Consider the following 20,036-nt stretch of genomic DNA (forward strand, 5'->3'; position numbering starts at 1 on the left):
CTTAAAGAACTCCTGCTTTTAATAGGTCTTGCATATTAAGGGCACCAATAGGCGTATTACTATGATCTACCACAATTAAACCATTGATACGTTTACGTTCCATAATGTTCAATGCCTCAGCTGCAAGCATGTCAGGGCGCGCAGTAGTACATGAACGAGTCATCACTTGACTAATAGCAGTACTATGGATATCAATGCGCTGCTCTAAAATACGGCGTAAATCACCATCGGTGAATAATCCGGCTAACTTTTTGTCTGCACCTATTACCGCAGTCATACCAAGGCCCTTGGCTGACATTTCAATTAACGCATCTTTAATGCTTTGCGTTTCGTTAACGATTGGGGTGGCATCGCCTGCGTGCATAACATCATCTAATGTTAGTAATAAACGTTTACCTAGACTGCCACCAGGATGCGAAAGTGCAAAATCGTCAGCTGTAAAACCACGCGTTTCAAGTAACGCAACGGCTATTGCATCGCCCATAACTAATGTTGCTGTTGTACTAGCAGTTGGTGCTAGGCCTAACGGGCATGCTTCTTTACTTACTTTAATGCAAACATGGACATCAGATAACTTTGCCATGGTTGAATCTGGATTGCCTGTTAGTGAAATCATCTTTGCGCCAATGCGCTTAATAACAGGAATTATGCTTAGTACTTCGCTGGTCTCACCAGAGTTAGAAATACACATCACTACATCATCATGAGTGATCATGCCTAAATCACCGTGGCTTGCTTCACCAGGGTGAACAAAAAATGCGGGTGTACCAGTACTTGCAAGGGTCGCCGCAATTTTATTACCAACGTGGCCTGACTTGCCCATACCGATAACAATGATACGGCCTGTACACTGGAACATTAATTGACAAGCCTTATCGAAATCTTGATTTATATATTGCTCAATTTCTTGTAAGGCTTGTGCTTCAATTTCGAGTACGCGCTTACCTTGCGCGATAAAGCTTTGTTGTGTCATTGATTATCCTATTTGGCTAAAAATATAGCCCTGATATGCAATAAATGCGACTAACAAGAAGCCACCTTCTACTCTATTGATACGACGAGCACCTTTAAAGTTCAATGACATGGCCATCAATACAACGGTTGCTGCAATCATAATAAGTGCATCGCGGTTTGCCGCAGAAGGGTCAATAATTGAAGGGTTGATAATGCCCGCAAGTGGTAATACAGCGAGTAAATTGAAGATATTTGAGCCAACGATATTACCCAGTGCTAAATCGTCTTCGTTTTTTAAAACCCCAGCAATACAGGCTGCTAGCTCAGGTAAGCTGGTACCAATGGCAATGATGGTTAAGCCAATAACGAGATCAGATAAACCAAAATATTTTGCAATATCAACCGCCGACCCAACTAAAAAATGCGAGCTAATAGGTAATAAAATCATGCCGATGACTAACCAAAATACGGCTGATTTTGTGCTCACGTCGTTCGGGACATCTTCACATGCTTCACTGACAAAAGGATCATCTTGGTTTTTCGCGCGCAGTGAGACGATCACTAAGCCACCAATGAATACAGCAAAGGCAACCATCAATGCAATGCCCTCAGTGAATGAAAAATAGTTATCTGAAAACACATACCAAGCTGCTACAGAGATTAACAGTACGAGTGGCATTTCGCGTTTAAGCGTCAAAGATGATACTGAAAGAGGACGCAATAAAGCAGTAACACCAAGTACAAGTAAGATATTGGTGATGTTAGAACCAACCGCATTACCTACTGCAGTATCTGTTTTATCAGCTAGAGCTGCTGATGCTGATACCATCATTTCAGGCGCAGATGAGCCCATAGCTACTACGGTTAAACCAATGATTAGGGTGGGGATCCCCATGTTTTTTGCGAGTGCAGCCGCCCCATAAACAAACCGATCGGCACTCCAAACGAGTGCAGCAAAACCAATAATTAAAATGACAAAAGAAGTCACCATTGTGATACGCCAACATTACTTATACAGATGACTGCAAATAGTAACAAAAGCGAAACTGAAAGTATAAGTAAAAGAATGAGCTGGCAAGCATAAAGCGTGCTGGGCGAGGAATCTAAATTTCAGGTGTGATTAAGTTCTTTGCAGCTAGCTTTAGAATTTATTGATAGGAAATATTACAAAATTTTACGATTTGTTTTTTCCATATTGACTAAAAAACCCTTAAAATGGCAAAACTAGTGAAAAAAGTTATGGAGAGCGACTTGTCGCAATCAATAGTAGAAATCAAGGATGTAACCTTTTCACGGGGCGATAGAATCATATATAAAAATATGAGTTTTAACATTCCGAAAGGCAAGATAACCGCTATCATGGGACCGAGCGGCATTGGTAAAACCACCATGTTACGCTTAATTGGCGGTCAGCTTAAGCCTGATTCTGGTGACATTTTATTTGAAGGCAACAGTATTCCTGGCATGACTCGCAAGGAACTTTATGCTGCCCGTACCAAAATGAGTATGCTGTTCCAAAGCGGTGCCTTATTTACCGATATGTCAGTATTTGACAATATCGCCTTTCCTTTGCGCGAACATACTCAACTTAGCGAAGATTTAATTCGTCTTGTCGTTTTAATGAAATTACAAGCCGTCGGTTTACGTGGTGCACAAGATTTAATGCCGTCTGAGCTTTCTGGTGGTATGGCTCGCCGTGCAGCCCTTGCGCGTTCTATTGCTCTGGACCCTGAACTGATTATGTACGATGAACCTTTTGCTGGCCAAGACCCTATCTCAATGGGGGTGTTAGTAAAGCTAATTAAATCACTTAATGAGGTGTTAGGTTTATCATCACTTATAGTAACTCATGATGTGACTGAGGTTTTGAGCATTGCTGATCACGTTATCATCATCGCTGATCAGGGGGTGATAGGAGAAGGTTCACCTGAACAAATGCAAAATCATCAATCTGAGCTAGTGCAGCAGTTTTTAAACGGCTTGTCTGATGGGCCTGTGCCGTTCCATTATCCAGCTCCTGCTTATGATAAAGAGTTATTGGGAGTGCACAATGCTTGATCTATTTCAGAAGTTAGGTCACAAAACGCTAGGCCGGTTTGCTGCTCTTGGTCGTTCAACACAAATGTTGTTTGGCGCATTAGTGAATATGCCTAACTTCAAAAAAGGCACGCCTTTACTTGTTCGCCAATTATATATGGTGGGCTCGCAATCTCTTTTAATCATCATGGTATCAGGCCTATTCATCGGGATGGTGCTCGCTCTGCAGGGTTATACCGTTCTAGTAGGTTATGGTGCAGAAGATAGCTTAGGGCCTTTAGTGGCATTAAGTTTGTTACGCGAATTAGGTCCCGTAGTAACAGCGTTACTGTTTGCAGGGCGGGCGGGTAGTGCGCTTACTGCTGAAATAGGTTTAATGAAAGCCACTGAGCAATTATCAAGTCTAGAAATGATGGCAATCGACCCACTTAAGCGTATTATTGCGCCGCGTTTTTGGGCTGGTTTTATTAGTATGCCATTGCTTGCGCTGATTTTTTCGGCAGTTGCTATTATTGGTGCTCACTTAGTTGGTGTTGATTGGCTAGGTGTTGACTCGGGTAGCTTCTGGTCAATTATGCAAGCACAAGTGTCGTTCCAACAAGATATTGTTAACGGCATAATTAAAAGTTTTGTATTCGCCATGATTGTGACTTGGATCGCTCTTTACAAAGGCTATGACTGTGTTCCGACTTCTGAAGGTATCAGTAAAGCGACAACAGAGACCGTAGTGCACTCGTCACTGGCAGTATTAGGTTTTGACTTTATTTTAACCGCGGTAATGTTTACCAGCTAATTAGGGTATAAAGATGAATTCACGGAAATTAGAAATTTTAGTTGGCTTTTTTGTAGCCCTTGGTATCGCTGCATTTGCATTACTAGCATTGAAAGTTGCCAATGCTGGTATTAGTGGTAGCGGTGAAACTTACCAACTAAATGCAAAGTTTGAAAACATTGGCTCTTTAAAGGCCAGAGCACCTATTAAAGTAGGTGGTGTTGTTGTTGGTCGAGTTGAGTCTATTTTCATTCACCCGAAAGAGTTTGTACCAGTCGTTAACATGGCGATTGATGCAAATTATTTATGTAAATTTTCAGACACAACATCTATCTCAATTTTAACATCAGGTATTTTAGGTGAGCAGTACTTAGGCATTAATCCTGTTATTGCAGCTGAGTCTGCTGAGCAACGCTGTATGGGTGAGGATGTAACTGCAAGTGAGCATGATTCAGATTTAGATGATTTATTTGGTGTTGAAAGCAAAGCGCTTTCAGATGGTGATTACATTACTGATACAAAATCAGCGCTTGTTTTAGAAGAGTTAATTGGTCAGTTCTTATTCAACCAAGGTGGTGAGTAATTATGTTTAAGAAGTTTTTATTATGTATTGGTGTGTTGTTTTCACTTAACACACATGCTGCTGAGCCTGCGGTTGATTTAAAAGACCCGTATAAAATGGTACGTACGGTGTCAGATAATACCTTTGCACGTATTACTAAAGATCAACCGATTATTGCAAAAAACAAAGAGCATTTACGTGTTATCGTTGAAGAAGAGTTGATGCCTTACATTGATTATAAATATGCTGCACTACGTGTGCTTGGTAATCATGTGTCGAAGGTGCGTGCAATCGAAGATAAAGATGAAAAAGCGAAAGCGATTAAGGAACTACAACGCTTTATCGATGTTTTCCAAAAGTATTTAATTGCCACCTACGCTGGCGTGTTTACTCAATACACTAACCAAAGTGTTGAGTTTGCTCCGGCACAACCATTTAAGGGTAAAGACGTGGTGGTCGTTAAAACCAAAATTGTTGAAGCCGGTAAACCTGATATCAGAATCGACTTTAAAGTACGTGAAGACCGCAGTGGTGACTGGGGCGCGTACGATATGATTGCAGAAGGTATTAGTTTGCTTGATGCTAAACAAAGTGAATTACAAGGTATTTTACGCCAACATGGTCTAGATTATGTTAGTGACTTACTTGAGCAGAAGAGCCAACTGCCAGTGCAATTTAGAGGTAATGGTGGCGATGAGTAAAGTCGAGATTACTCAACTTGAAGATAACCAGTTTCGAGTCAGTGGTGAACTGACTCGAAATTCAATTGGCCGTGAACGCCTTCTGAACGTCAAGCCAGATTCTAGCCATAAAACATGGTATTTTGACCTTTCTGGGTTATCTAGGGTTGACACGGCGGGCTTAGCTTGGTTAATTCACTCTTTCGCAGAATTAAAGCAGCAAGGTATTCACCTTGAACTGCAAAATAGCCCTGAACAATTGCAAAACTTGATGCAGTTGGGTCAGGTCACAAACCTATTTGAGTGAGATTTATGGAAACAAGCCAAGTCGAAACGTTATTACGCGACGAACTAAAACTAGATGAAGTGATTGTTAAAGCAAATGGTAGCCACTACGAAGTGATTGCTGTTGGTGAGTGTTTTGATGGCTTATCTCGCGTGAAGAAGCAGCAGTTGGTTTATGCTCCGTTAATGTCAACAATCTCAGACGGTACAATCCACGCTGTATCTATCAAAGCGTTTACACCGACTGAATGGAAACGCGAACAAAAATTCATTTTACCTCAATAGTCGCAGGGCCTCCTCATGGATCAATTTGTTATTCAAGGTGGCACCTCGCTGGCAGGTGAAGTCACTATTTCGGGCGCGAAAAACGCCGCTCTTCCAATTCTTTTTGCTGCACTTTTAGGACAGGGTAAAAGTACTTTTAGTAATGTTCCTCGTTTACGCGATATCGGCACCACAGAAGCCTTATTAAAAACGCTGGGCGCCAATGTTGAGTGGCAACAAGATAAGCTAATCATTGATGGCGCGACGGTTGATAAAACCCTTGCTCCGTATGAGCTGGTTAAGCAAATGCGTGCTTCAGTGTTAGCATTAGGCCCTTTGGTTGCTCGTTTTGGTGAAGCGCAGGTTTCACTGCCTGGTGGCTGTGCGATTGGTGCCCGTCCGGTTGATATCCATATTCAAGGCCTTGAGCGCATGGGTGCTATCATTAAGGTCGAAAATGGCTACATTAATGCCAAGGTGGATGGACGCTTAAAAGGTGCTGAAATCTTTATGGAGATGGTCAGTGTTGGCGCAACAGAGAACTTACTAATGGCAGCTACGCTGGCTGATGGTAAAACTGTACTTGAAAATGCAGCCCGTGAACCTGAAATAACTGATCTGGCAAATTGCTTAATTGCGATGGGGGCGAAGATCAACGGGGCAGGCACAAGCCGCATCGAAATTGAAGGTGTCGAATCACTATCGGGCTGTGAATACAGCATTCTTCCCGATCGCATTGAAACAGGCACCTTTTTGGTCGCGGCGGCAATGGCTGGCGGTGAAGTGCTTTGTAAAAACACTGATCACCATAGCCTTGATCCTGTGATTGAAAAGCTGCGTGCTACCAATGCTTTGGTTGAAGTGACTGATAACAGCATTTATCTTGATATGCGTGGCCGTGAATTAAAAGCGGTGAACATTAAGACCATGCCACACCCTGGTTTCCCTACCGATATGCAAGCGCAATTTACAGCCTTGAATGTGGTGGCTAAGGGCAGTGCAACAATCACAGAAACGATTTTCGAAAACCGTTTTATGCACGTGCCTGAATTACAGCGTATGGGCGCAAATATCCGCTTGGAAGGTAATACGGCAATTTGTGGTGATACCGAAAGCCTATCTGGCGCGCAAGTAATGGCAACTGATTTACGAGCTTCTGCAAGTCTCATCCTTACCGGTATCGTTGCTCAAGGTGAGACCATTGTTGACCGTATTTATCACGTAGATCGTGGCTATCAGCGTATCGAAGACAAGTTGAGTGCACTGGGTGCAAACATTAAACGTCGTTCTAGCTAATCGCTAAATACTTATAAAAAAGGCCTAACGAATGTTAGGCCTTTTTTATATCTGTATGTCTCTGTAATTATACCAATCCGCAATAATGCTTAATCATTTTGAGGGATTAAACCTGTCGCTACCTGCGTTAAAAATTTCTGATTTAGAACAACTAAATAACGAAACTTTTGCCTTGTTATCAACGAGGTTTTATTGCCTCAAAATAGACCACTTTATTAAGCGAATTGGTATTATTGCTCGTCTTCGAGCTCTGCTACGGTCACCATTACTTTTAAAATTTTACCATCGCGGTAAATTTCAAATTCAAGCTCTTTACCTGGTTCTGTGTTGGCAAGTTTCTCAAGTACTTGTTGTGGATTTGCTACAGGAATACCACCAATTTTAATAACAATATCCGTTTCTCTAATGCCTGCTTTCCAAGCTGGGCCAAATGGATCAAGTTGAGAAATGCGCATCCCCGCAACGGGTGTAAAATTGTCGCTTACATCCTTACCTGTACTATCGATACCTGTGCCACTAAATCCTAAATAGCCACGTACTACACGACCATGTTTGATCAGCTTATCCATAACATCTTTGGCAATAGAGTAAGGTACTGCAAAGAAAATACCTTGAATATCGAGGTTCTCGTGAGTTTTAAACTGCGCCGACGTGATACCTACTAAATCACCCCGTGAGTTGACTAACGCGCCACCTGAGTTGCCTACGTTAATCGCTGCATCCATCTGTAATAGACTACTGTAAGGGCTATCGATTAAGTTCTGTTTGCCTGTGGCACTTATAATACCTTGGGTAATCGTTTGGCCTAAATTAAGCGGGTTACCAATCGCTAATACTACATCACCAACACGCGGTTTAAATTTATCGTTCACCGGGATTTTCGGTAAGTGCTCGGCGCTGATTTTTAACAGTGCTAAATCTGTTTGCGTATCAAAGCCAATCACTTGTACATCATAAAAACGACGGCCATCAGAGAGTGTGACTATAATTAGGTCGGCATTTTTTATTACATGGTAGTTAGTCAAAATATAGCCATCTTGGGTCATGATCACGCCAGAGCCTAGAGCTTGAACTGTATTTTGTCGTTTATAGCGAGGTTGATTCGAAATACTTTCTGAAAAAATAGTGACCACAGATGGAGCTGCTTTTTGTACCGCATCAGCAAAGCTCATGTGTTCTGATGACATTGCTACTGGTAAATTCATGTCAGGTAACAACGTGCTACGAAGACTTGGGCTAAATAACACCACTAAAAAGGCAATGCCTAAACCAGTGAAAAGCGGGGGAAGGATAAATTTAAAAAGTTTTAGCACAGTATTCTTATTATCAGTGAGCAATCCCTTAATGATGGCACAAAAAAAATAACAGCGGCAAGCACCGCTGTTATTTTTTCATGATTTATCAACTAGGTTTACTGAATTAATACGAAAATAAGCTCTCTACCTCGTTTAACACCTAGTACGATGTTACCTTTGGTATTTTCGATGATTTTATTCATGTCACGGATTGTTTCTACGCGTTGACGGTTAACTTGCATAATTACGTCACCTTCTTCAAGGCCGACACGTGCCGCAGGAGAGCGTGCTTGTACGCCTGTAACTTCAACACCTTTACCATCACTCTTCTGGGTATTTTCTAAAGTTGCCCCTTGGAATGCTGGATGTGTTTCTTCGCCAGCGGCTGTGATCGCTGATGCACCATCTAGGGTGACATTAACCGTTTTGACTTTGCCATCTCGGTAAATGCCAAGCTTAACTTTTTTGCCTTCACCAAGAGTGGCTATTTTACTGCGTAGTTCATGGAAACCGCTAATTTCAGTCCCATCAACGCTAATAATTACATCACCGGCTTTGATACCAGCTTTACTTGCTGCGGTATCATCCATTACTTGCATAACGTAGGCGCCTTGTTTGACGTCGAGTTGTTGTGCTTTAGCAAGGCCAGCATCAAGTGGGCGACCCGAAATACCTAATGAGCCACGACGCACTTCGCCGTGCTCGATAATTTGGTCAACAAGGTTTTTCATCATGGTCGATGGAATCGCAAAACCAATCCCCACATTACCGCCAGATGCGCCTAAGATAGCGGTGTTGATACCAATCAGCTCACCATTGAGGTTAACTAACGCGCCGCCAGAGTTACCTTGGTTGATAGCAGCATCGGTTTGAATAAAGTCTTCATAACCTTCTATATTTAAACCGCTACGGCCAAGGGCACTGACGATACCTGATGTTACTGTGTGACTTAAACCAAATGGGTTACCAATGGCAACTGCAAAATCACCTACACGTAACTTATCTGAATCAGCAATCTTAAGTGCTGTTAAATCCTCTGCATCAATTTGCAATAAGGCAATATCTGATTCTTTGTCACTACCGATTTTAGTTGCTTCATATTCGCGGCCATCTTCTAAGGTCACCACCATTTTTTCGGCATCTTCGATAACATGGTTATTGGTTACCACGTAACCTTCTTTTGCATCAATGATCACACCTGAGCCTAGGCCACTAAACTCACGCTTTTGACTGCCGCCACGAGGTACACCAAAAAAATCATCAAATGGTGTCGCACGGCGGCGGACTTCTTTTGAACCTGACACTTGAATACTGACTACGCCAGGTGTGATTTGCTCAAGCATAGGTGCTAGGGTTGGCAATTGTTGTCCATCTACAGCAACAGGAAGCTTTGCCATTGAAATAGTAGGGCTTAATAATAAGCTAGAAGATAAAATAGCAGCACTGATAACAGATAATTTCATTTTCATAGTCCGGGTTTACTCCACTTCAGAGATAAAGCAAAAACTAAAAAGGGCTGCATAAGCAGCCCTTTTCTTGGTTTAGATATAAAGCTGTTATATCTAAAGACTATGGGGTCAAAAAAAAGTTCATCAAGAGGCTTTAGAATGTTCTGAAACTTTCTCTGAACCAGTGAACAAGCCTGTTTCACCAACAACATAGTCAGCTGGCTGAGCTTCAGCACTTGAGCGATCGCCTCTGCGGTCTTGTAATGAGTTTTGTAATTGCTCCGTGGTTTCTTTAGAAAAGAACGGCTCATTTGGATGCTGTTTTTTATCAGCCAGTAACAAGTTATTTGTTTCTTCTACATGGTTTAGCAACTGGTCGTAGTTATCTTTCATTTTAGAAACTAGCTTACCAGTGCTAGCTAGGTGATCAGCCACATCTTGGCGGTATTGCTCAAGGGCATTGTTAGCTTGCTCAACTTGTTGTTCTAGTTCGTCTTGCTTAAATTGTTTTTTAGTTACAAAAGCACCAATGAAAAATGCTGAAATTGCAACGATGATTAGAATACCAATCCAGGTAATTGTGCCCATAAATCTACCCCTTTGGGAAAAAATAACAAAAACAGATGCATCATACCAATTTGCAATAATTCTTAATTAAGCGCGTTGGTATTAAAAGCATTTATAGTCCAATCATTATTAAAATATGCTTAATTTGATTGTGAAATCATACTGCGGGCTAATATACCCTGAGATACGATGCGTGTTAATATACTACGCAAATTTAACAGTGTTTTATTGTAACGACCTATGACTCCATGGCAGAAATACCAACAAGATTTACAACGTGAAGACTTTGTACATGATGCAGCACAAGAAAATGCAGTGCGCCACTTACAAAGACTCTATGATGACCTTACGGCAGACAAACCCGCCGCGAAGGGATGGTTTGCCAAACTATTCTCTAAAGATAGCACGCCGAGTATAAAAGGGCTTTATTTTTGGGGGGGAGTTGGTAGAGGTAAGACCTATTTAGTTGATACTTTCTATGAAGCTTTACCTACTGATCGTAAAATGCGTGTGCACTTTCATCGTTTTATGCATCGAGTACATGATGAGCTTAAAAAATTAAAGAACACCAGCAACCCATTAAATGTTGTAGCTGATATTTTTAAATCAGAAACAGACATTATCTGTTTTGATGAATTTTTTGTTCAAGACATCACTGACGCAATGCTGCTTGGTGGCTTGATGGAAGCATTATTTGAACGTGGTATTGTGCTCGTTGCTACATCTAATATAGTGCCAGATGAGCTGTATCGTAACGGTTTACAGCGCGCACGTTTCTTACCTGCAATTGAGCTGGTAAAAGCTAATACAGAAATCGTTAATGTTGATTCGGGTGTTGATTATCGATTGCGTACACTTGAACAGGCTGAGATTTTCCATAGCCCGCTTGATAAACAAGCTGACGATAATTTATTTGAATACTTCGATAAGTTGTCACCTGAGCCGGGGGTGCTCGACAAGGCAATTGAAATTGAAGGGCGCATGATCAAAACCCGTAAAGTATCAGACTGTATTGCCATGTTTGATTTTAGCGAGCTGTGCGAAACAGCTCGTAGTCAAGTTGATTACATGGAAATCAGTCGACTCTATAACACGGTGATTTTGTCTAATGTAAAATCGCTAGGTCAAGCTAATGATGATGCGGCACGTCGTTTTATCGCATTAGTGGATGAATTCTACGAACGTCATGTCACCTTGATTATCTCTGCAGAAAAGCCAATTACTGAGCTATATAGTGAAGGTAACTTAAACTTTGAATTTAAGCGTTGTATTAGTCGATTACAAGAAATGCAATCGCTAGAGTATTTAGCAAAAGAACACTTAGCTTAGAAGAGCCGTCAGTCTTTAGCCGAACGGTGTTGAATGTAAGGCGCGTCAAGCAAGCGTGACGCCTACGATTGATGTAGGCGTGAAATTTATTTCGCGCGCACTTATTAGCTGATTTTCTCGAATAAAAAACAACCATCAACTAGCAATGTGGTTTGAGTGCTGGTATACTCCCGCGTCTGCCACGTTGCGTTCTATTACCAATTATTAGTTTAGCCTCTAATTTTTGGTTTAAAGTCTTCAACTCGAAGGGGTTAAAGCATTCAACTTAGAGCGGTAATTAATAATAATTACCTGTGGTTTTAATTAAAAAACATTGGATTTTAATAAATGAAAACGTTTGTTGCTAAGCCAGAAACAGTAAAACGTGACTGGTACGTAGTTGACGCTGAAGGTAAAACTTTAGGTCGCATCGCTACTGAAATCGCTCATCGCCTACGCGGTAAGCATAAAGCTGAGTACACTCCTCACGTAGATACTGGTGATTACATCATCGTTATCAACGCAGAGAAAGTTACTGTTACTGGTAATAAAGCAAAAGACAAAATGTACTACGCTCATACTGGTTTCCCAGGTGGTCTTAAGTCTACTACTTTCGACAAGCTTCAAGCTGCAAAGCCTGAAATGATTATCGAAAAAGCTGTTAAAGGCATGTTGCCACGTGGTCCTTTAGGCCGCGCTATGTACCGTAAACTTAAAGTTTACGCGGGTACTGAGCACAACCATGCTGCACAACAGCCTCAGGTTCTAGACATTTAAGGAGCACTATCATGGCAAATCAATACTACGGTACAGGTCGTCGTAAAAGTTCAAGTGCTCGCGTATTCTTACGCCCAGGCACTGGTAACATCGTAATCAACAAGCGCTCTCTAGAAGAGTACTTCGGTCGTGAGACTGCTCGCATGGTTGTTCGTCAAGCATTAGAGCACGTAGAAATGACTGAAAAGTTTGACCTACACATCACTGTTTCAGGTGGTGGTACTACTGGTCAAGCTGGTGCTATCCGTCACGGTATCACTCGTGCACTTATGGAGTTTGACGAGTCTCTACGTCCTACACTTCGTAAAGCAGGTTTCGTTACACGTGATGCACGTAAAGTTGAGCGTAAGAAAGTGGGTCTTAAGAAAGCACGTAAGCGTCCACAATTCTCAAAACGTTAATATTTACGTTTATCAGAATACCAAAAACCCAGCTTCGGCTGGGTTTTTTGTATTTATAGCTCTCTCAGACGTCAGTATTGTTTAAATGAACAAACCCCTTACCACACATAATAGCTTTATAAGAGTAGACTTTTTTATTGCATCTTATTCATTTCTTTCCAACTGGCTTTTAGGCTGTTAGCAAAGCTAATGAACTTTTCTTTCATAGTGCGTTTAACTGAAATCTCGACTGAGCCTAGCCATACGTTACCTTCAATGGTGATGGTTGGACCTTGACCTTTGTTTAGAGCGACTGACTTGTTCTCAACACTGCCTATTACACTAAACAGTTTGGATACCACATTGACATGTTCTGGTACGTAGATTTCGTCGTTACCTAAAATACAGTTTACATATATAGTGACATGCTGATGCTGGAAGATCGCTTCGCTAAAGTCGAGTTCGATAGAGCCTAAACAGTTTGTCAGGTGAATTTCTTTTGGTACCACCCATTGGCCGCTGCGCTCATTTGAACCAAGAATACTACGAAGGTGTAGGCTTTCGTTATCGCTGCTGTGACTATAATGAGGCTTAAATTGAGCATGCTTATGCGATTTGTAGTCAATGTCAGCTTTTAGTTCTAAGTCAGCAACAAGCTCTACCAGAACTTCGTTGCTGGTGGCCGCCATTGCTTGATCTAGTCGGCGTTCAAATGCTTCAGCTGAAATAACAGCATGACTATAGTTATAAATGAGTTGATCGATTACTTCTTCTCTTACTTGATCAATTGGGCGGTCTTCAAGTTTAACGGCCATGGTAGTTCCCTGTTGTGATTTTATAGTTATTATTCATGAAGCAAGGCTTAGGCCAAATTTTATTTCCATATAAATCAAAAGGTTAATTTTTATGGCTAATAATCAATTTCGTTAAATTAACCACAGATTAATAAAATTCGCAACTAAGTAGCTATTTTTGCAACATCGTGAACTTATTACCGATCAGCTTGTAAATCTTTACCGAAATAAATATAAACAGTCGCTGAATCAATGTTTAACTAATTGAAAATTAAGATATAAATAGTTGGCATCATAGTCGCATTACTTAATCTGTCTTTAATCAAAAGGAGAAAGATTATGAACACTTTTAACAAATCTATGATTGCCGCTTTAGTAATTGGTGCAACTAGCATGTCAGCTCAGGCAAGCAGCTGGGAAAATGAAAGTAAAGATGCTTGGATTGATGGTAAGGCAGAAACTGTGCTTCTTATGAACACAAACCTTAACAACTTTGACATCAACACTGATGTAACGAATGGCAAGGTTGTACTTACAGGTAAGGTTGATAGCGAATTAGATAAAGAACTTGCTGAAGAGCTGGTTCTTAGCCTAGACGGTGTTAGCTCTGTTGATAACAAATTAACTGTTGTTAAAAACATGAAAGCTAAGCACATGAAATCAGACAAAGCTGATTCAGCAGAAAGCGACTTAACCGATGCAAAGATCACTACTGTAATCACGACACGTTATTTATTTAACTCAGAAGTAGGTGGTACAGACATTGATGTGGATACTGACAACGGTGTAGTAACACTTAATGGTACTGTTGAATCTGATGCAGAAAAGCAATTAGCGGTAAGCATTGCTGAAAACGCTGAAGACGTTCATAAAGTAATCGATAAATTGAAGATTATTGCTGAATAATAGCAAGCCCTTTAGCCCAGCTTTAGCTGGGCTGATTTAATTCAAGGAGTGAGTTATGGATTTAATACGTATTATTTTATCAGTTTTAATTCCACCCTTAGGCGTATTTTTACAGGTAGGTTTAGGTGCGCAATTCTGGATTAATATTCTTTTAACCTTATTAGGATACATTCCTGGTTTGATTCATGCCGTGTATATCATCGCTAAGCGATAATTACTGCATTAATCTGCAAGGATGAGTAATGGAGCACAGCAAGGAAGGGCTGTAGGAGTAACGGATTATAAACCGCAAGGAGTTTACAGTATGGATAATGTAACTACGCTCAAAGGACAACAAGGAAGTAACAAGGCGTTATGGAGTAGCGCACAATGGCAACGCTTTATGGATAAAGTGAATGGAGATGACAGCAAGGAATAAGCTTAGGCAGGAGCCAAAAAGGATGAAGCTAGCGTAAGGAGGAGACTATATGGAAAAAGTACAAACGCAACCAACACAAGGATTGACCGACAAAGGAGTTGCTTTATGGAACAAGCAACAGTGGCACGAATTTATGGAACACGCGAAAGCGGTTGCGCCACGACTAACAGGGAAGGCTGACGATAAAAACCCGATGTCATCTTCAGGTGACATCGGGTTTTTAACTACTTCAGCAATTTATCTTTATAACTTAAATTGATTCACCGTCTTATTTAAAGCGGCTGCTAATTCATTCAAATCACGTGCTTCATCCGCCAATTCATGAGCATGATCCGCAGTGCTATTCACTAAGTGATTAATCGCTGCCAAGCTATTGTTGATATCTTCTGCAACCACAGTTTGTTGCTCTGTCGAAGTCGCAATTTGATGACTTTGATCTTGCACATTTGTCACAGATTGCGCGATATCTTGTAGAGCTTGCAATACAATTTGTGTTTGCTCAACTGAACCCTCAGCACGCTCTTGACCTTGTTGCATCATGGTTGATGCTTGTTGAGCAATTTGTTGTAAACGGCTGATCATATTGCGAATATCATCTGTTGACTCTTGCGTTCTGCTTGCCAGTGAACGAACTTCGTCAGCAACAACCGCAAAGCCTCGACCTTGCTCGCCAGCACGGGCTGCTTCAATTGCCGCGTTCAGTGCTAGTAAGTTAGTTTGCTCTGCAATTGAGTTGATAACATCAACTACCGCGCCAATATTGCCACTTTCTTGCTCAAGACCCGCAACCACTTTAGAGGCTTCACCAATGTGGCTTGCAAGAGCGGTCATCACTGATTGCGCTTGAGTCGAGCGCTTAGTGCCATCTGCGGTAATAGTTTGCACTTCTTCAGCCGCATTATTGGTGTGCTGAGCGTTACGTGAAATCTCCATCACCGTAGTTGCCATTTCTGTTACTGCAGCACTCACACTGTCTACTTGTTGCTTCTCTTGCTGAATTTCATCGTTGGTTTTTTGCGAAACTGTTTTCAGCTGGCTAGCAGCTTGGCTTAGCTGCTCTGCTTGTGCAGCAGTATTAAGCATCATTGCACGTAGCTTATCGATGAACGTATTCATGTGATGGGCAAGTTGACCCACTTCGTCATTACTTTTTATCTCGATTTTTTGTGTTAAATCGCCATCACCTGAGGCAATATCACGCATGATGTAAGTTAGTTTTGTTAGAGGCTTGGTGATCATTTGCGTCGCCCAAAAGATCATCGCAATGATAATCGCGAGAATGATGATCACAGATGTGGTCGTTGTCATCACCGCATCGTTTACTGGCTCATCAATCATGCTGGTCGGTATTAAAATACCGACATACCAATCTAGGTAAGGAGTTTCTAACTCAAGTCGGTTGTATACAACATAATATTGCTCACCTTTGAATGTAACAAAGCTGCTACCATCTTTTTGGCTTTTCATCGCGCGGTTTAATTCGCTAAAGCCTGAAGTGTCGCTAAATTGTTTTTCGAGGGCATCTAAGCCTTCTTTACCATTCGGTCCTTCATCAGTTACAGACAGCTTATGACCAGTGCGTTTCGATAAGTGTACAACCTTTTGATTGCCATCTAGTAGGAAGCCAAAACCTTGGCCATTAAAACGAATGCCTTCAACCATGTCGTTAATATTATTAAGCTGTAAATCAACACCACCAAAGCCTACAAGTTTATTTTGTTTATTATAAACAGGCTGCTGTACAACTGCTGAGGCATTCCCGGTGGTCAGATCTACAGAAATAGGACCAACATAGAGTTTGTTGATTTTTAAAGCGTCTTGCCACCAACCTCGTTTGTACGCGTAATAAGGCTGGCCGTTATAATGAGAGGTGCGCTCATTTTCTTTAAAATACTCACCTGTTGTTGCAGATGCAAAAAAGGCAGATAAGATGTTGTCGTCGTTACCACTGATGCGGACAAAATCTTGGTTAACACTGTCATATCCAGGTTGGTTATCAAGGCTTTGATCACGTTCAGTCCAGTTGTCGAACCAATTAACTAAGTGCGGATTTGTCACGAAAGTTTGTACAACTTTACCGTATTTGGCAAAGTAACCTTGCATTGAGAGTCGCTCACTCTGTAAATAGCTATCTGCTTCTCGTTGAATAGCTTGGCGTGATAGCTCGGCAATATGGTTAACAAAAAAACTAGAGGCGATGATCAGTAATACACTTATCGTCCCGCCGATGAGTAGTAATATTTTTTTTCGTAAAGAGAGGTTATTTAACATAGGTGCACGTGTTTTTATTATCGGGTAGAGTTATCTATCTAATCATATTTGCACCCAAATCGCTACACTGTTAAGTGAAGGTTAATAATAAATGCTAAGGACTTATTGTATAAATGAGTATTGAAAAGAATAAATTGGTAGTTTTAGGTGCTGGTTGGCTAGGCCAAGCACTTTGTATTAAGGCAAAAGAATTAGCATGGCATGTGCAGGGAACACACCGTAGTAGCGAACATGAATATGACTTTCAGCGTCAGTTTGTACTTGAAGACACAGTGCTTAAACAAGACGTATCACTTGAAGATGCATGGTGGGTGTGTGCAATCCCACCACGTAGCCGCAGTTCAGAAAGTAATTATCTAGCCACTTTGCAAGCAGGTCTTGAGCTTGCTAAATACCTAAATTGCAAAGGCTTTATTTTATGCTCTTCGACAGGTGTCTACCCAACTGACAATGGTCAATACGACGAAACTACAGAAATTAATTGTCAATCAGCGCGCCAACAACTGCTATTTGATGCCGAGCAGTTAGTGTTAAATGCCGGTGGTAAAGTATTGCGTTTGGCAGGACTAGTTGGCCCTGGGCGCGATCCGGGTAAGTTTGTTGCTGGTAAAGAGCTTTCTAGCTCAAGTCAGCAGGTAGTGAACATGGTACAACAGCAAGACGTGATAGCGGCGATTTTGGCTGTACTTGAAAATTGGTCTAACGCGAGCAGCATTTATAATGTTGTCAATCCGGCGCATCCAACAAAAGTGGATTACTACCAGCAAAAATGTTCTGAGCAAGGCAATCAACCACCCACTTTCACAAGCCATGATAAAGGCGAACGAATCATTGATGGTTCAGCGATAGAGACACTGAATTTTCTTTATCAAACGCCTATTTAGCTACTTTTTAAAAGTAAGGTGACCGCCTAGCCGGTATTTACTACCCGGTGAGACTAAGCGTGCAAAGCTTACAATACCTTGTGATGACCAGGTTCGGCGGATCACTTGTAAGCATGGCTCTTCGTTATAAAGATTGAGCCATTCACACATTTCTGGATTTGGCATAATTGCTTCAACCGTGTGACGTGCTTCGGTTAGTGGAGCATTCTGCGATAAATATTCGTGGGGTGTTAGGCTGTGAAAGTCTTGCTGTAAGTAGTCTTTAGCAAGAGCTGGGTTCACAAAACGCTCCTCAACTTGCAAAGGTTGCTCGTTTTCATTGTGCACAATCACACTTCGATAAACATGGCTGTCGACCTCGACACCCAAAGCAATCGCAATTGGCGCTATAGCGCTAATTGATTCCATCACTAAAATAGTACAACTGTAGTTGCTGTTTCGTGCTTTAACTTCATCGGCAATGTTTTTGATTTCAAGTAGTGATGATTGTGATTTGAAGTTGGCAACAAAAGTACCTTGGCCTTGGCTGCGCGTTAAAATACCGGCACCGGTTAATTCACAGAGTGCGCGCCTAGCTGTCATGCGGCTAACTCGAAATTGACTAGTTAGTTCGTTTTCAGACGGGACACGATCGTTTTCTTGCCATTCTCCCGATTGAATATTTTCCAGAATGAATTCTTTTATTTGCGCAAACTTAGGAACGTTCATTATGAAAAGTTTATAGGTAAGTTAATAGTATGTTACAAGGTGACATAATTTCCTTGTATATACAAGATGAGTTGATAAACTTTAAACAAATTTAAATTTAGGCTCACACTGAGCCTTTAGCAAGCATCAAGATAGGTGAAAAATGCACACAACCAACAATGATCAAGCGCTCTGGGATTTACTGATCACAGATGCCAATATCGCCACAATGGATCCTGCTGTCGATGCACCATACGGCGCCATTGAAAATGCAGCTATTGCCGTTAAAGATGGCAAAATTGCCTGGTTAGGTGCACAAACTGATTTACCTGAGTTTGACGCACTCGCAACGCCAACTGTGTCTGCAAAAGGGCAGTGGTTAACACCTGGATTGATTGATTGTCACACTCACTTAGTATTTGCTGGTAGCCGCGCAGAAGAATTTGAGCAGCGTTTACAAGGTGTAAGCTATGAACAAATCGCTGCAAAGGGAGGCGGTATTGCAAGTACGGTACGTGCAACCCGAGAAGCCGACCACGAAACCTTATTTGTTAGTGCAAAAGAGCGTTTAAATGCGTTATACGCAGAAGGCGTGACTACGGTAGAGATTAAATCGGGTTATGGCCTTGATTGCGAAAACGAAATTAAACTACTTGAAGTGGCTCGTTTACTCGGTGAAAATCATCCGGTTGATGTTAAAACCACCTTTTTAGGTGCTCACGCGTTACCGCCTGAATATAAAGGCCGTAGCGATGAGTATATTGACTTGGTGTGCGGTGAGATGCTTGACCGTGTTGTTGAGGCTGATTTAGCTGATGCGGTTGATGTATTTTGTGAAAACGTTGGCTTTAGTAACGAGCAAACTCGCCGTGTGTTTGAAGCAGCTAAAAAGCACAACTTACCGGTTAAGTTGCACGCTGAGCAGCTATCTAATCAACATGGTGCAGAGCTTGTTGCAGAATTTAATGGCTTATCTGCTGATCATATTGAACACTTAGATGAAGCAGGCATTCAAGCAATGGCCAAAGCAGGCACTGCTGCGGTATTGTTGCCTGGTGCATTTTACTTTTTACGCGAAACAAAGTATCCGCCAATTGAACTACTCCAGCAGTATCAAGTTCCTATCGCTATTTCAACTGACTTTAACCCAGGGACTTCACCATTATGTTCATTGCACTTAATGATGAATATGGCATGTACTATTTTCCGCATGACGCCTGAACAAGCATTAGCAGGGGTAACGCGCAACGCCGCAGGTGCTTTAGGTCTTGATGACCGTGGAGTGTTAAAAGTAGGCGCTCGGGCTGATATTGCCCACTGGCAAATATCCCACCCAGCACAATTAAGTTACCAGTTTGGCGTAAATAAACTGTTAAATCTGTGGATTTTGGGTAGACTTAGTTAGATAAGTTTTATTACGCAGTTTGGATTACATGTCATTGATTTTTAGT

23 protein-coding genes are annotated in these 20,036 nt (G+C 41.5%); 15 read left to right on the forward strand and 8 right to left on the reverse strand.

What is annotated here, in order from left to right:
- Position 1: 1 nt before the first annotated feature.
- Both J8Z25_RS02120 and J8Z25_RS02125 read right to left on the reverse strand, forming a co-directional pair.
- Complete coding sequence (locus J8Z25_RS02120) at positions 2-973, reverse strand: KpsF/GutQ family sugar-phosphate isomerase (protein ID WP_130049829.1); 972 nt, start codon at positions 971-973, stop codon at positions 2-4.
- A 3-nt stretch (positions 974-976) separates the two neighbouring features.
- Positions 977-1,945, reverse strand: a complete 969-nt coding sequence (locus tag J8Z25_RS02125) for a calcium/sodium antiporter (protein WP_130049828.1) — start codon at positions 1,943-1,945, stop codon at positions 977-979.
- A gap of 248 nt (positions 1,946-2,193) precedes the next feature.
- Between J8Z25_RS02125 and J8Z25_RS02130 the strand changes: the two genes are divergently transcribed.
- From J8Z25_RS02130 to murA, 7 genes are read left to right on the forward strand one after another with little or no spacing between them, the layout of a single operon-like run.
- Entirely contained in the window at positions 2,194-3,012 is an 819-nt protein-coding gene (locus J8Z25_RS02130; RefSeq protein ID WP_167658743.1) for an ATP-binding cassette domain-containing protein, read from the forward strand.
- On the forward strand, positions 3,005-3,784 hold the full coding sequence (gene mlaE / locus J8Z25_RS02135) for a lipid asymmetry maintenance ABC transporter permease subunit MlaE (protein ID WP_130049827.1): 780 nt from the start codon (positions 3,005-3,007) through the stop codon (positions 3,782-3,784). The genes J8Z25_RS02130 and mlaE overlap by 8 nt, the downstream gene beginning before the upstream one ends.
- 13 nt (positions 3,785-3,797) lie before the next feature.
- The gene (gene mlaD, locus J8Z25_RS02140) at positions 3,798-4,346 is read left to right on the forward strand and encodes an outer membrane lipid asymmetry maintenance protein MlaD (RefSeq protein WP_130049826.1); all 549 of its coding nucleotides are present in this window, start codon (positions 3,798-3,800) and stop codon (positions 4,344-4,346) included.
- Between the two features lie 2 nt (positions 4,347-4,348).
- Entirely contained in the window at positions 4,349-5,026 is a 678-nt protein-coding gene (locus J8Z25_RS02145) for an MlaC/ttg2D family ABC transporter substrate-binding protein (RefSeq protein ID WP_130049825.1), read from the forward strand.
- The gene (locus tag J8Z25_RS02150) at positions 5,019-5,312 is read left to right on the forward strand and encodes an STAS domain-containing protein (RefSeq protein WP_130049824.1); all 294 of its coding nucleotides are present in this window, start codon (positions 5,019-5,021) and stop codon (positions 5,310-5,312) included. The genes J8Z25_RS02145 and J8Z25_RS02150 overlap by 8 nt, the downstream gene beginning before the upstream one ends.
- A 5-nt stretch (positions 5,313-5,317) precedes the next feature.
- A complete protein-coding gene (locus tag J8Z25_RS02155) occupies positions 5,318-5,575 on the forward strand; it encodes a BolA family protein (RefSeq protein WP_054554171.1) in 258 nt (85 codons plus the stop codon).
- A gap of 15 nt (positions 5,576-5,590) precedes the next feature.
- Entirely contained in the window at positions 5,591-6,850 is a 1,260-nt protein-coding gene (gene murA, locus J8Z25_RS02160) for a UDP-N-acetylglucosamine 1-carboxyvinyltransferase (RefSeq protein ID WP_130049823.1), read from the forward strand.
- A gap of 230 nt (positions 6,851-7,080) precedes the next feature.
- Here the strand turns inward: murA and J8Z25_RS02165 are convergent, their stop codons facing one another.
- From J8Z25_RS02165 to J8Z25_RS02175, 3 genes are all read right to left on the reverse strand, one after another.
- Positions 7,081-8,163, reverse strand: a complete 1,083-nt coding sequence (locus J8Z25_RS02165) for a trypsin-like peptidase domain-containing protein (protein WP_130049822.1) — start codon at positions 8,161-8,163, stop codon at positions 7,081-7,083.
- Positions 8,164-8,261: 98 nt separating this feature from the next.
- Positions 8,262-9,614, reverse strand: coding sequence for a DegQ family serine endoprotease (locus J8Z25_RS02170; RefSeq protein WP_130049821.1), 1,353 nt, complete (start codon positions 9,612-9,614; stop codon positions 8,262-8,264).
- 123 nt (positions 9,615-9,737) lie between these two features.
- Positions 9,738-10,181, reverse strand: a complete 444-nt coding sequence (locus J8Z25_RS02175; protein ID WP_130049820.1) for a Z-ring associated ZapG family protein — start codon at positions 10,179-10,181, stop codon at positions 9,738-9,740.
- Positions 10,182-10,400: 219 nt separating this feature from the next.
- Here J8Z25_RS02175 and zapE point away from each other — a divergent pair, with 219 nt between their 5' ends.
- The 3 genes from zapE to rpsI all read left to right on the forward strand — a co-directional run bounded on the left by zapE (position 10,401) and on the right by rpsI (position 12,646).
- On the forward strand, positions 10,401-11,489 hold the full coding sequence (zapE, locus tag J8Z25_RS02180; protein WP_130049819.1) for a cell division protein ZapE: 1,089 nt from the start codon (positions 10,401-10,403) through the stop codon (positions 11,487-11,489).
- Between the two features lie 327 nt (positions 11,490-11,816).
- Entirely contained in the window at positions 11,817-12,245 is a 429-nt protein-coding gene (gene rplM, locus J8Z25_RS02185; protein ID WP_130049818.1) for a 50S ribosomal protein L13, read from the forward strand.
- A gap of 8 nt (positions 12,246-12,253) precedes the next feature.
- Entirely contained in the window at positions 12,254-12,646 is a 393-nt protein-coding gene (rpsI, locus tag J8Z25_RS02190; RefSeq protein WP_095209788.1) for a 30S ribosomal protein S9, read from the forward strand.
- A 134-nt stretch (positions 12,647-12,780) separates the two neighbouring features.
- Here the strand turns inward: rpsI and J8Z25_RS02195 are convergent, their stop codons facing one another.
- Positions 12,781-13,440 (reverse strand): LiaF domain-containing protein, encoded by a 660-nt coding sequence (locus tag J8Z25_RS02195; protein ID WP_130049817.1) that lies wholly within the window; start codon positions 13,438-13,440, stop codon positions 12,781-12,783.
- Between the two features lie 318 nt (positions 13,441-13,758).
- On the opposite strand from J8Z25_RS02195, the gene J8Z25_RS02200 reads away from it, so the two are divergent.
- From J8Z25_RS02200 to J8Z25_RS02210, 3 genes are all read left to right on the forward strand, one after another.
- Complete coding sequence (locus tag J8Z25_RS02200; RefSeq protein ID WP_167658732.1) at positions 13,759-14,325, forward strand: BON domain-containing protein; 567 nt, start codon at positions 13,759-13,761, stop codon at positions 14,323-14,325.
- A 55-nt stretch (positions 14,326-14,380) separates the two neighbouring features.
- Positions 14,381-14,539, forward strand: a complete 159-nt coding sequence (locus J8Z25_RS02205; RefSeq protein WP_064971745.1) for a YqaE/Pmp3 family membrane protein — start codon at positions 14,381-14,383, stop codon at positions 14,537-14,539.
- A gap of 253 nt (positions 14,540-14,792) precedes the next feature.
- Complete coding sequence (locus J8Z25_RS02210; protein ID WP_239976560.1) at positions 14,793-15,002, forward strand: hypothetical protein; 210 nt, start codon at positions 14,793-14,795, stop codon at positions 15,000-15,002.
- On the opposite strand, the gene J8Z25_RS02215 is transcribed toward J8Z25_RS02210, so the two are convergent.
- Positions 14,987-17,014 carry a methyl-accepting chemotaxis protein gene (locus J8Z25_RS02215; RefSeq protein WP_178926548.1) on the reverse strand — a complete coding sequence of 676 codons (2,028 nt, stop codon included), beginning with the start codon at positions 17,012-17,014 and terminating at the stop codon, positions 14,987-14,989. The two genes, J8Z25_RS02210 and J8Z25_RS02215, sit on opposite strands and share 16 nt — an antisense overlap.
- A 113-nt stretch (positions 17,015-17,127) precedes the next feature.
- Between J8Z25_RS02215 and J8Z25_RS02220 the strand changes: the two genes are divergently transcribed.
- The gene (locus J8Z25_RS02220; RefSeq protein ID WP_130049813.1) at positions 17,128-17,898 is read left to right on the forward strand and encodes a Rossmann-fold NAD(P)-binding domain-containing protein; all 771 of its coding nucleotides are present in this window, start codon (positions 17,128-17,130) and stop codon (positions 17,896-17,898) included.
- On the opposite strand, the gene hutC is transcribed toward J8Z25_RS02220, so the two are convergent.
- Positions 17,899-18,606, reverse strand: coding sequence for a histidine utilization transcriptional repressor HutC (hutC, locus tag J8Z25_RS02225; RefSeq protein ID WP_250661602.1), 708 nt, complete (start codon positions 18,604-18,606; stop codon positions 17,899-17,901). It abuts the gene before it with no gap.
- A 142-nt stretch (positions 18,607-18,748) separates the two neighbouring features.
- On the opposite strand from hutC, the gene hutI reads away from it, so the two are divergent.
- Positions 18,749-19,990, forward strand: coding sequence for an imidazolonepropionase (gene hutI, locus J8Z25_RS02230; protein ID WP_250661603.1), 1,242 nt, complete (start codon positions 18,749-18,751; stop codon positions 19,988-19,990).
- The last annotated feature ends 46 nt before the right edge of the window (positions 19,991-20,036 follow it).

Origin of the sequence: Pseudoalteromonas sp. SCSIO 43101, from assembly GCF_023650775.1 — a bacterium.
GTDB classification, from domain to species: Bacteria; Pseudomonadota; Gammaproteobacteria; order Enterobacterales; family Alteromonadaceae; genus Pseudoalteromonas; species Pseudoalteromonas apostichopi.

What these genes read in the sequence shown, in the direction of transcription:
- J8Z25_RS02120 (WP_130049829.1), bottom strand. Translation starts at nt 973, where the DNA reads ATGACACAACAAAGCTTTATCGCGCAAGGTAAGCGCGTACTCGAAATT.
- J8Z25_RS02125 (WP_130049828.1), bottom strand. Translation starts at nt 1,945, where the DNA reads ATGGTGACTTCTTTTGTCATTTTAATTATTGGTTTTGCTGCACTCGTT.
- J8Z25_RS02130 (WP_167658743.1), top strand. Translation starts at nt 2,194, where the DNA reads ATGGAGAGCGACTTGTCGCAATCAATAGTAGAAATCAAGGATGTAACC.
- mlaE (WP_130049827.1), top strand. Translation starts at nt 3,005, where the DNA reads ATGCTTGATCTATTTCAGAAGTTAGGTCACAAAACGCTAGGCCGGTTT.
- mlaD (WP_130049826.1), top strand. Translation starts at nt 3,798, where the DNA reads ATGAATTCACGGAAATTAGAAATTTTAGTTGGCTTTTTTGTAGCCCTT.
- J8Z25_RS02145 (WP_130049825.1), top strand. Translation starts at nt 4,349, where the DNA reads ATGTTTAAGAAGTTTTTATTATGTATTGGTGTGTTGTTTTCACTTAAC.
- J8Z25_RS02150 (WP_130049824.1), top strand. Translation starts at nt 5,019, where the DNA reads ATGAGTAAAGTCGAGATTACTCAACTTGAAGATAACCAGTTTCGAGTC.
- J8Z25_RS02155 (WP_054554171.1), top strand. Translation starts at nt 5,318, where the DNA reads ATGGAAACAAGCCAAGTCGAAACGTTATTACGCGACGAACTAAAACTA.
- murA (WP_130049823.1), top strand. Translation starts at nt 5,591, where the DNA reads ATGGATCAATTTGTTATTCAAGGTGGCACCTCGCTGGCAGGTGAAGTC.
- J8Z25_RS02170 (WP_130049821.1), bottom strand. Translation starts at nt 9,614, where the DNA reads ATGAAAATGAAATTATCTGTTATCAGTGCTGCTATTTTATCTTCTAGC.
- J8Z25_RS02175 (WP_130049820.1), bottom strand. Translation starts at nt 10,181, where the DNA reads ATGGGCACAATTACCTGGATTGGTATTCTAATCATCGTTGCAATTTCA.
- zapE (WP_130049819.1), top strand. Translation starts at nt 10,401, where the DNA reads ATGACTCCATGGCAGAAATACCAACAAGATTTACAACGTGAAGACTTT.
- rplM (WP_130049818.1), top strand. Translation starts at nt 11,817, where the DNA reads ATGAAAACGTTTGTTGCTAAGCCAGAAACAGTAAAACGTGACTGGTAC.
- J8Z25_RS02195 (WP_130049817.1), bottom strand. Translation starts at nt 13,440, where the DNA reads ATGGCCGTTAAACTTGAAGACCGCCCAATTGATCAAGTAAGAGAAGAA.
- J8Z25_RS02200 (WP_167658732.1), top strand. Translation starts at nt 13,759, where the DNA reads ATGAACACTTTTAACAAATCTATGATTGCCGCTTTAGTAATTGGTGCA.
- J8Z25_RS02205 (WP_064971745.1), top strand. Translation starts at nt 14,381, where the DNA reads ATGGATTTAATACGTATTATTTTATCAGTTTTAATTCCACCCTTAGGC.
- J8Z25_RS02210 (WP_239976560.1), top strand. Translation starts at nt 14,793, where the DNA reads ATGGAAAAAGTACAAACGCAACCAACACAAGGATTGACCGACAAAGGA.
- J8Z25_RS02215 (WP_178926548.1), bottom strand. Translation starts at nt 17,014, where the DNA reads ATGTTAAATAACCTCTCTTTACGAAAAAAAATATTACTACTCATCGGC.
- J8Z25_RS02220 (WP_130049813.1), top strand. Translation starts at nt 17,128, where the DNA reads ATGAGTATTGAAAAGAATAAATTGGTAGTTTTAGGTGCTGGTTGGCTA.
- hutC (WP_250661602.1), bottom strand. Translation starts at nt 18,606, where the DNA reads ATGAACGTTCCTAAGTTTGCGCAAATAAAAGAATTCATTCTGGAAAAT.
- hutI (WP_250661603.1), top strand. Translation starts at nt 18,749, where the DNA reads ATGCACACAACCAACAATGATCAAGCGCTCTGGGATTTACTGATCACA.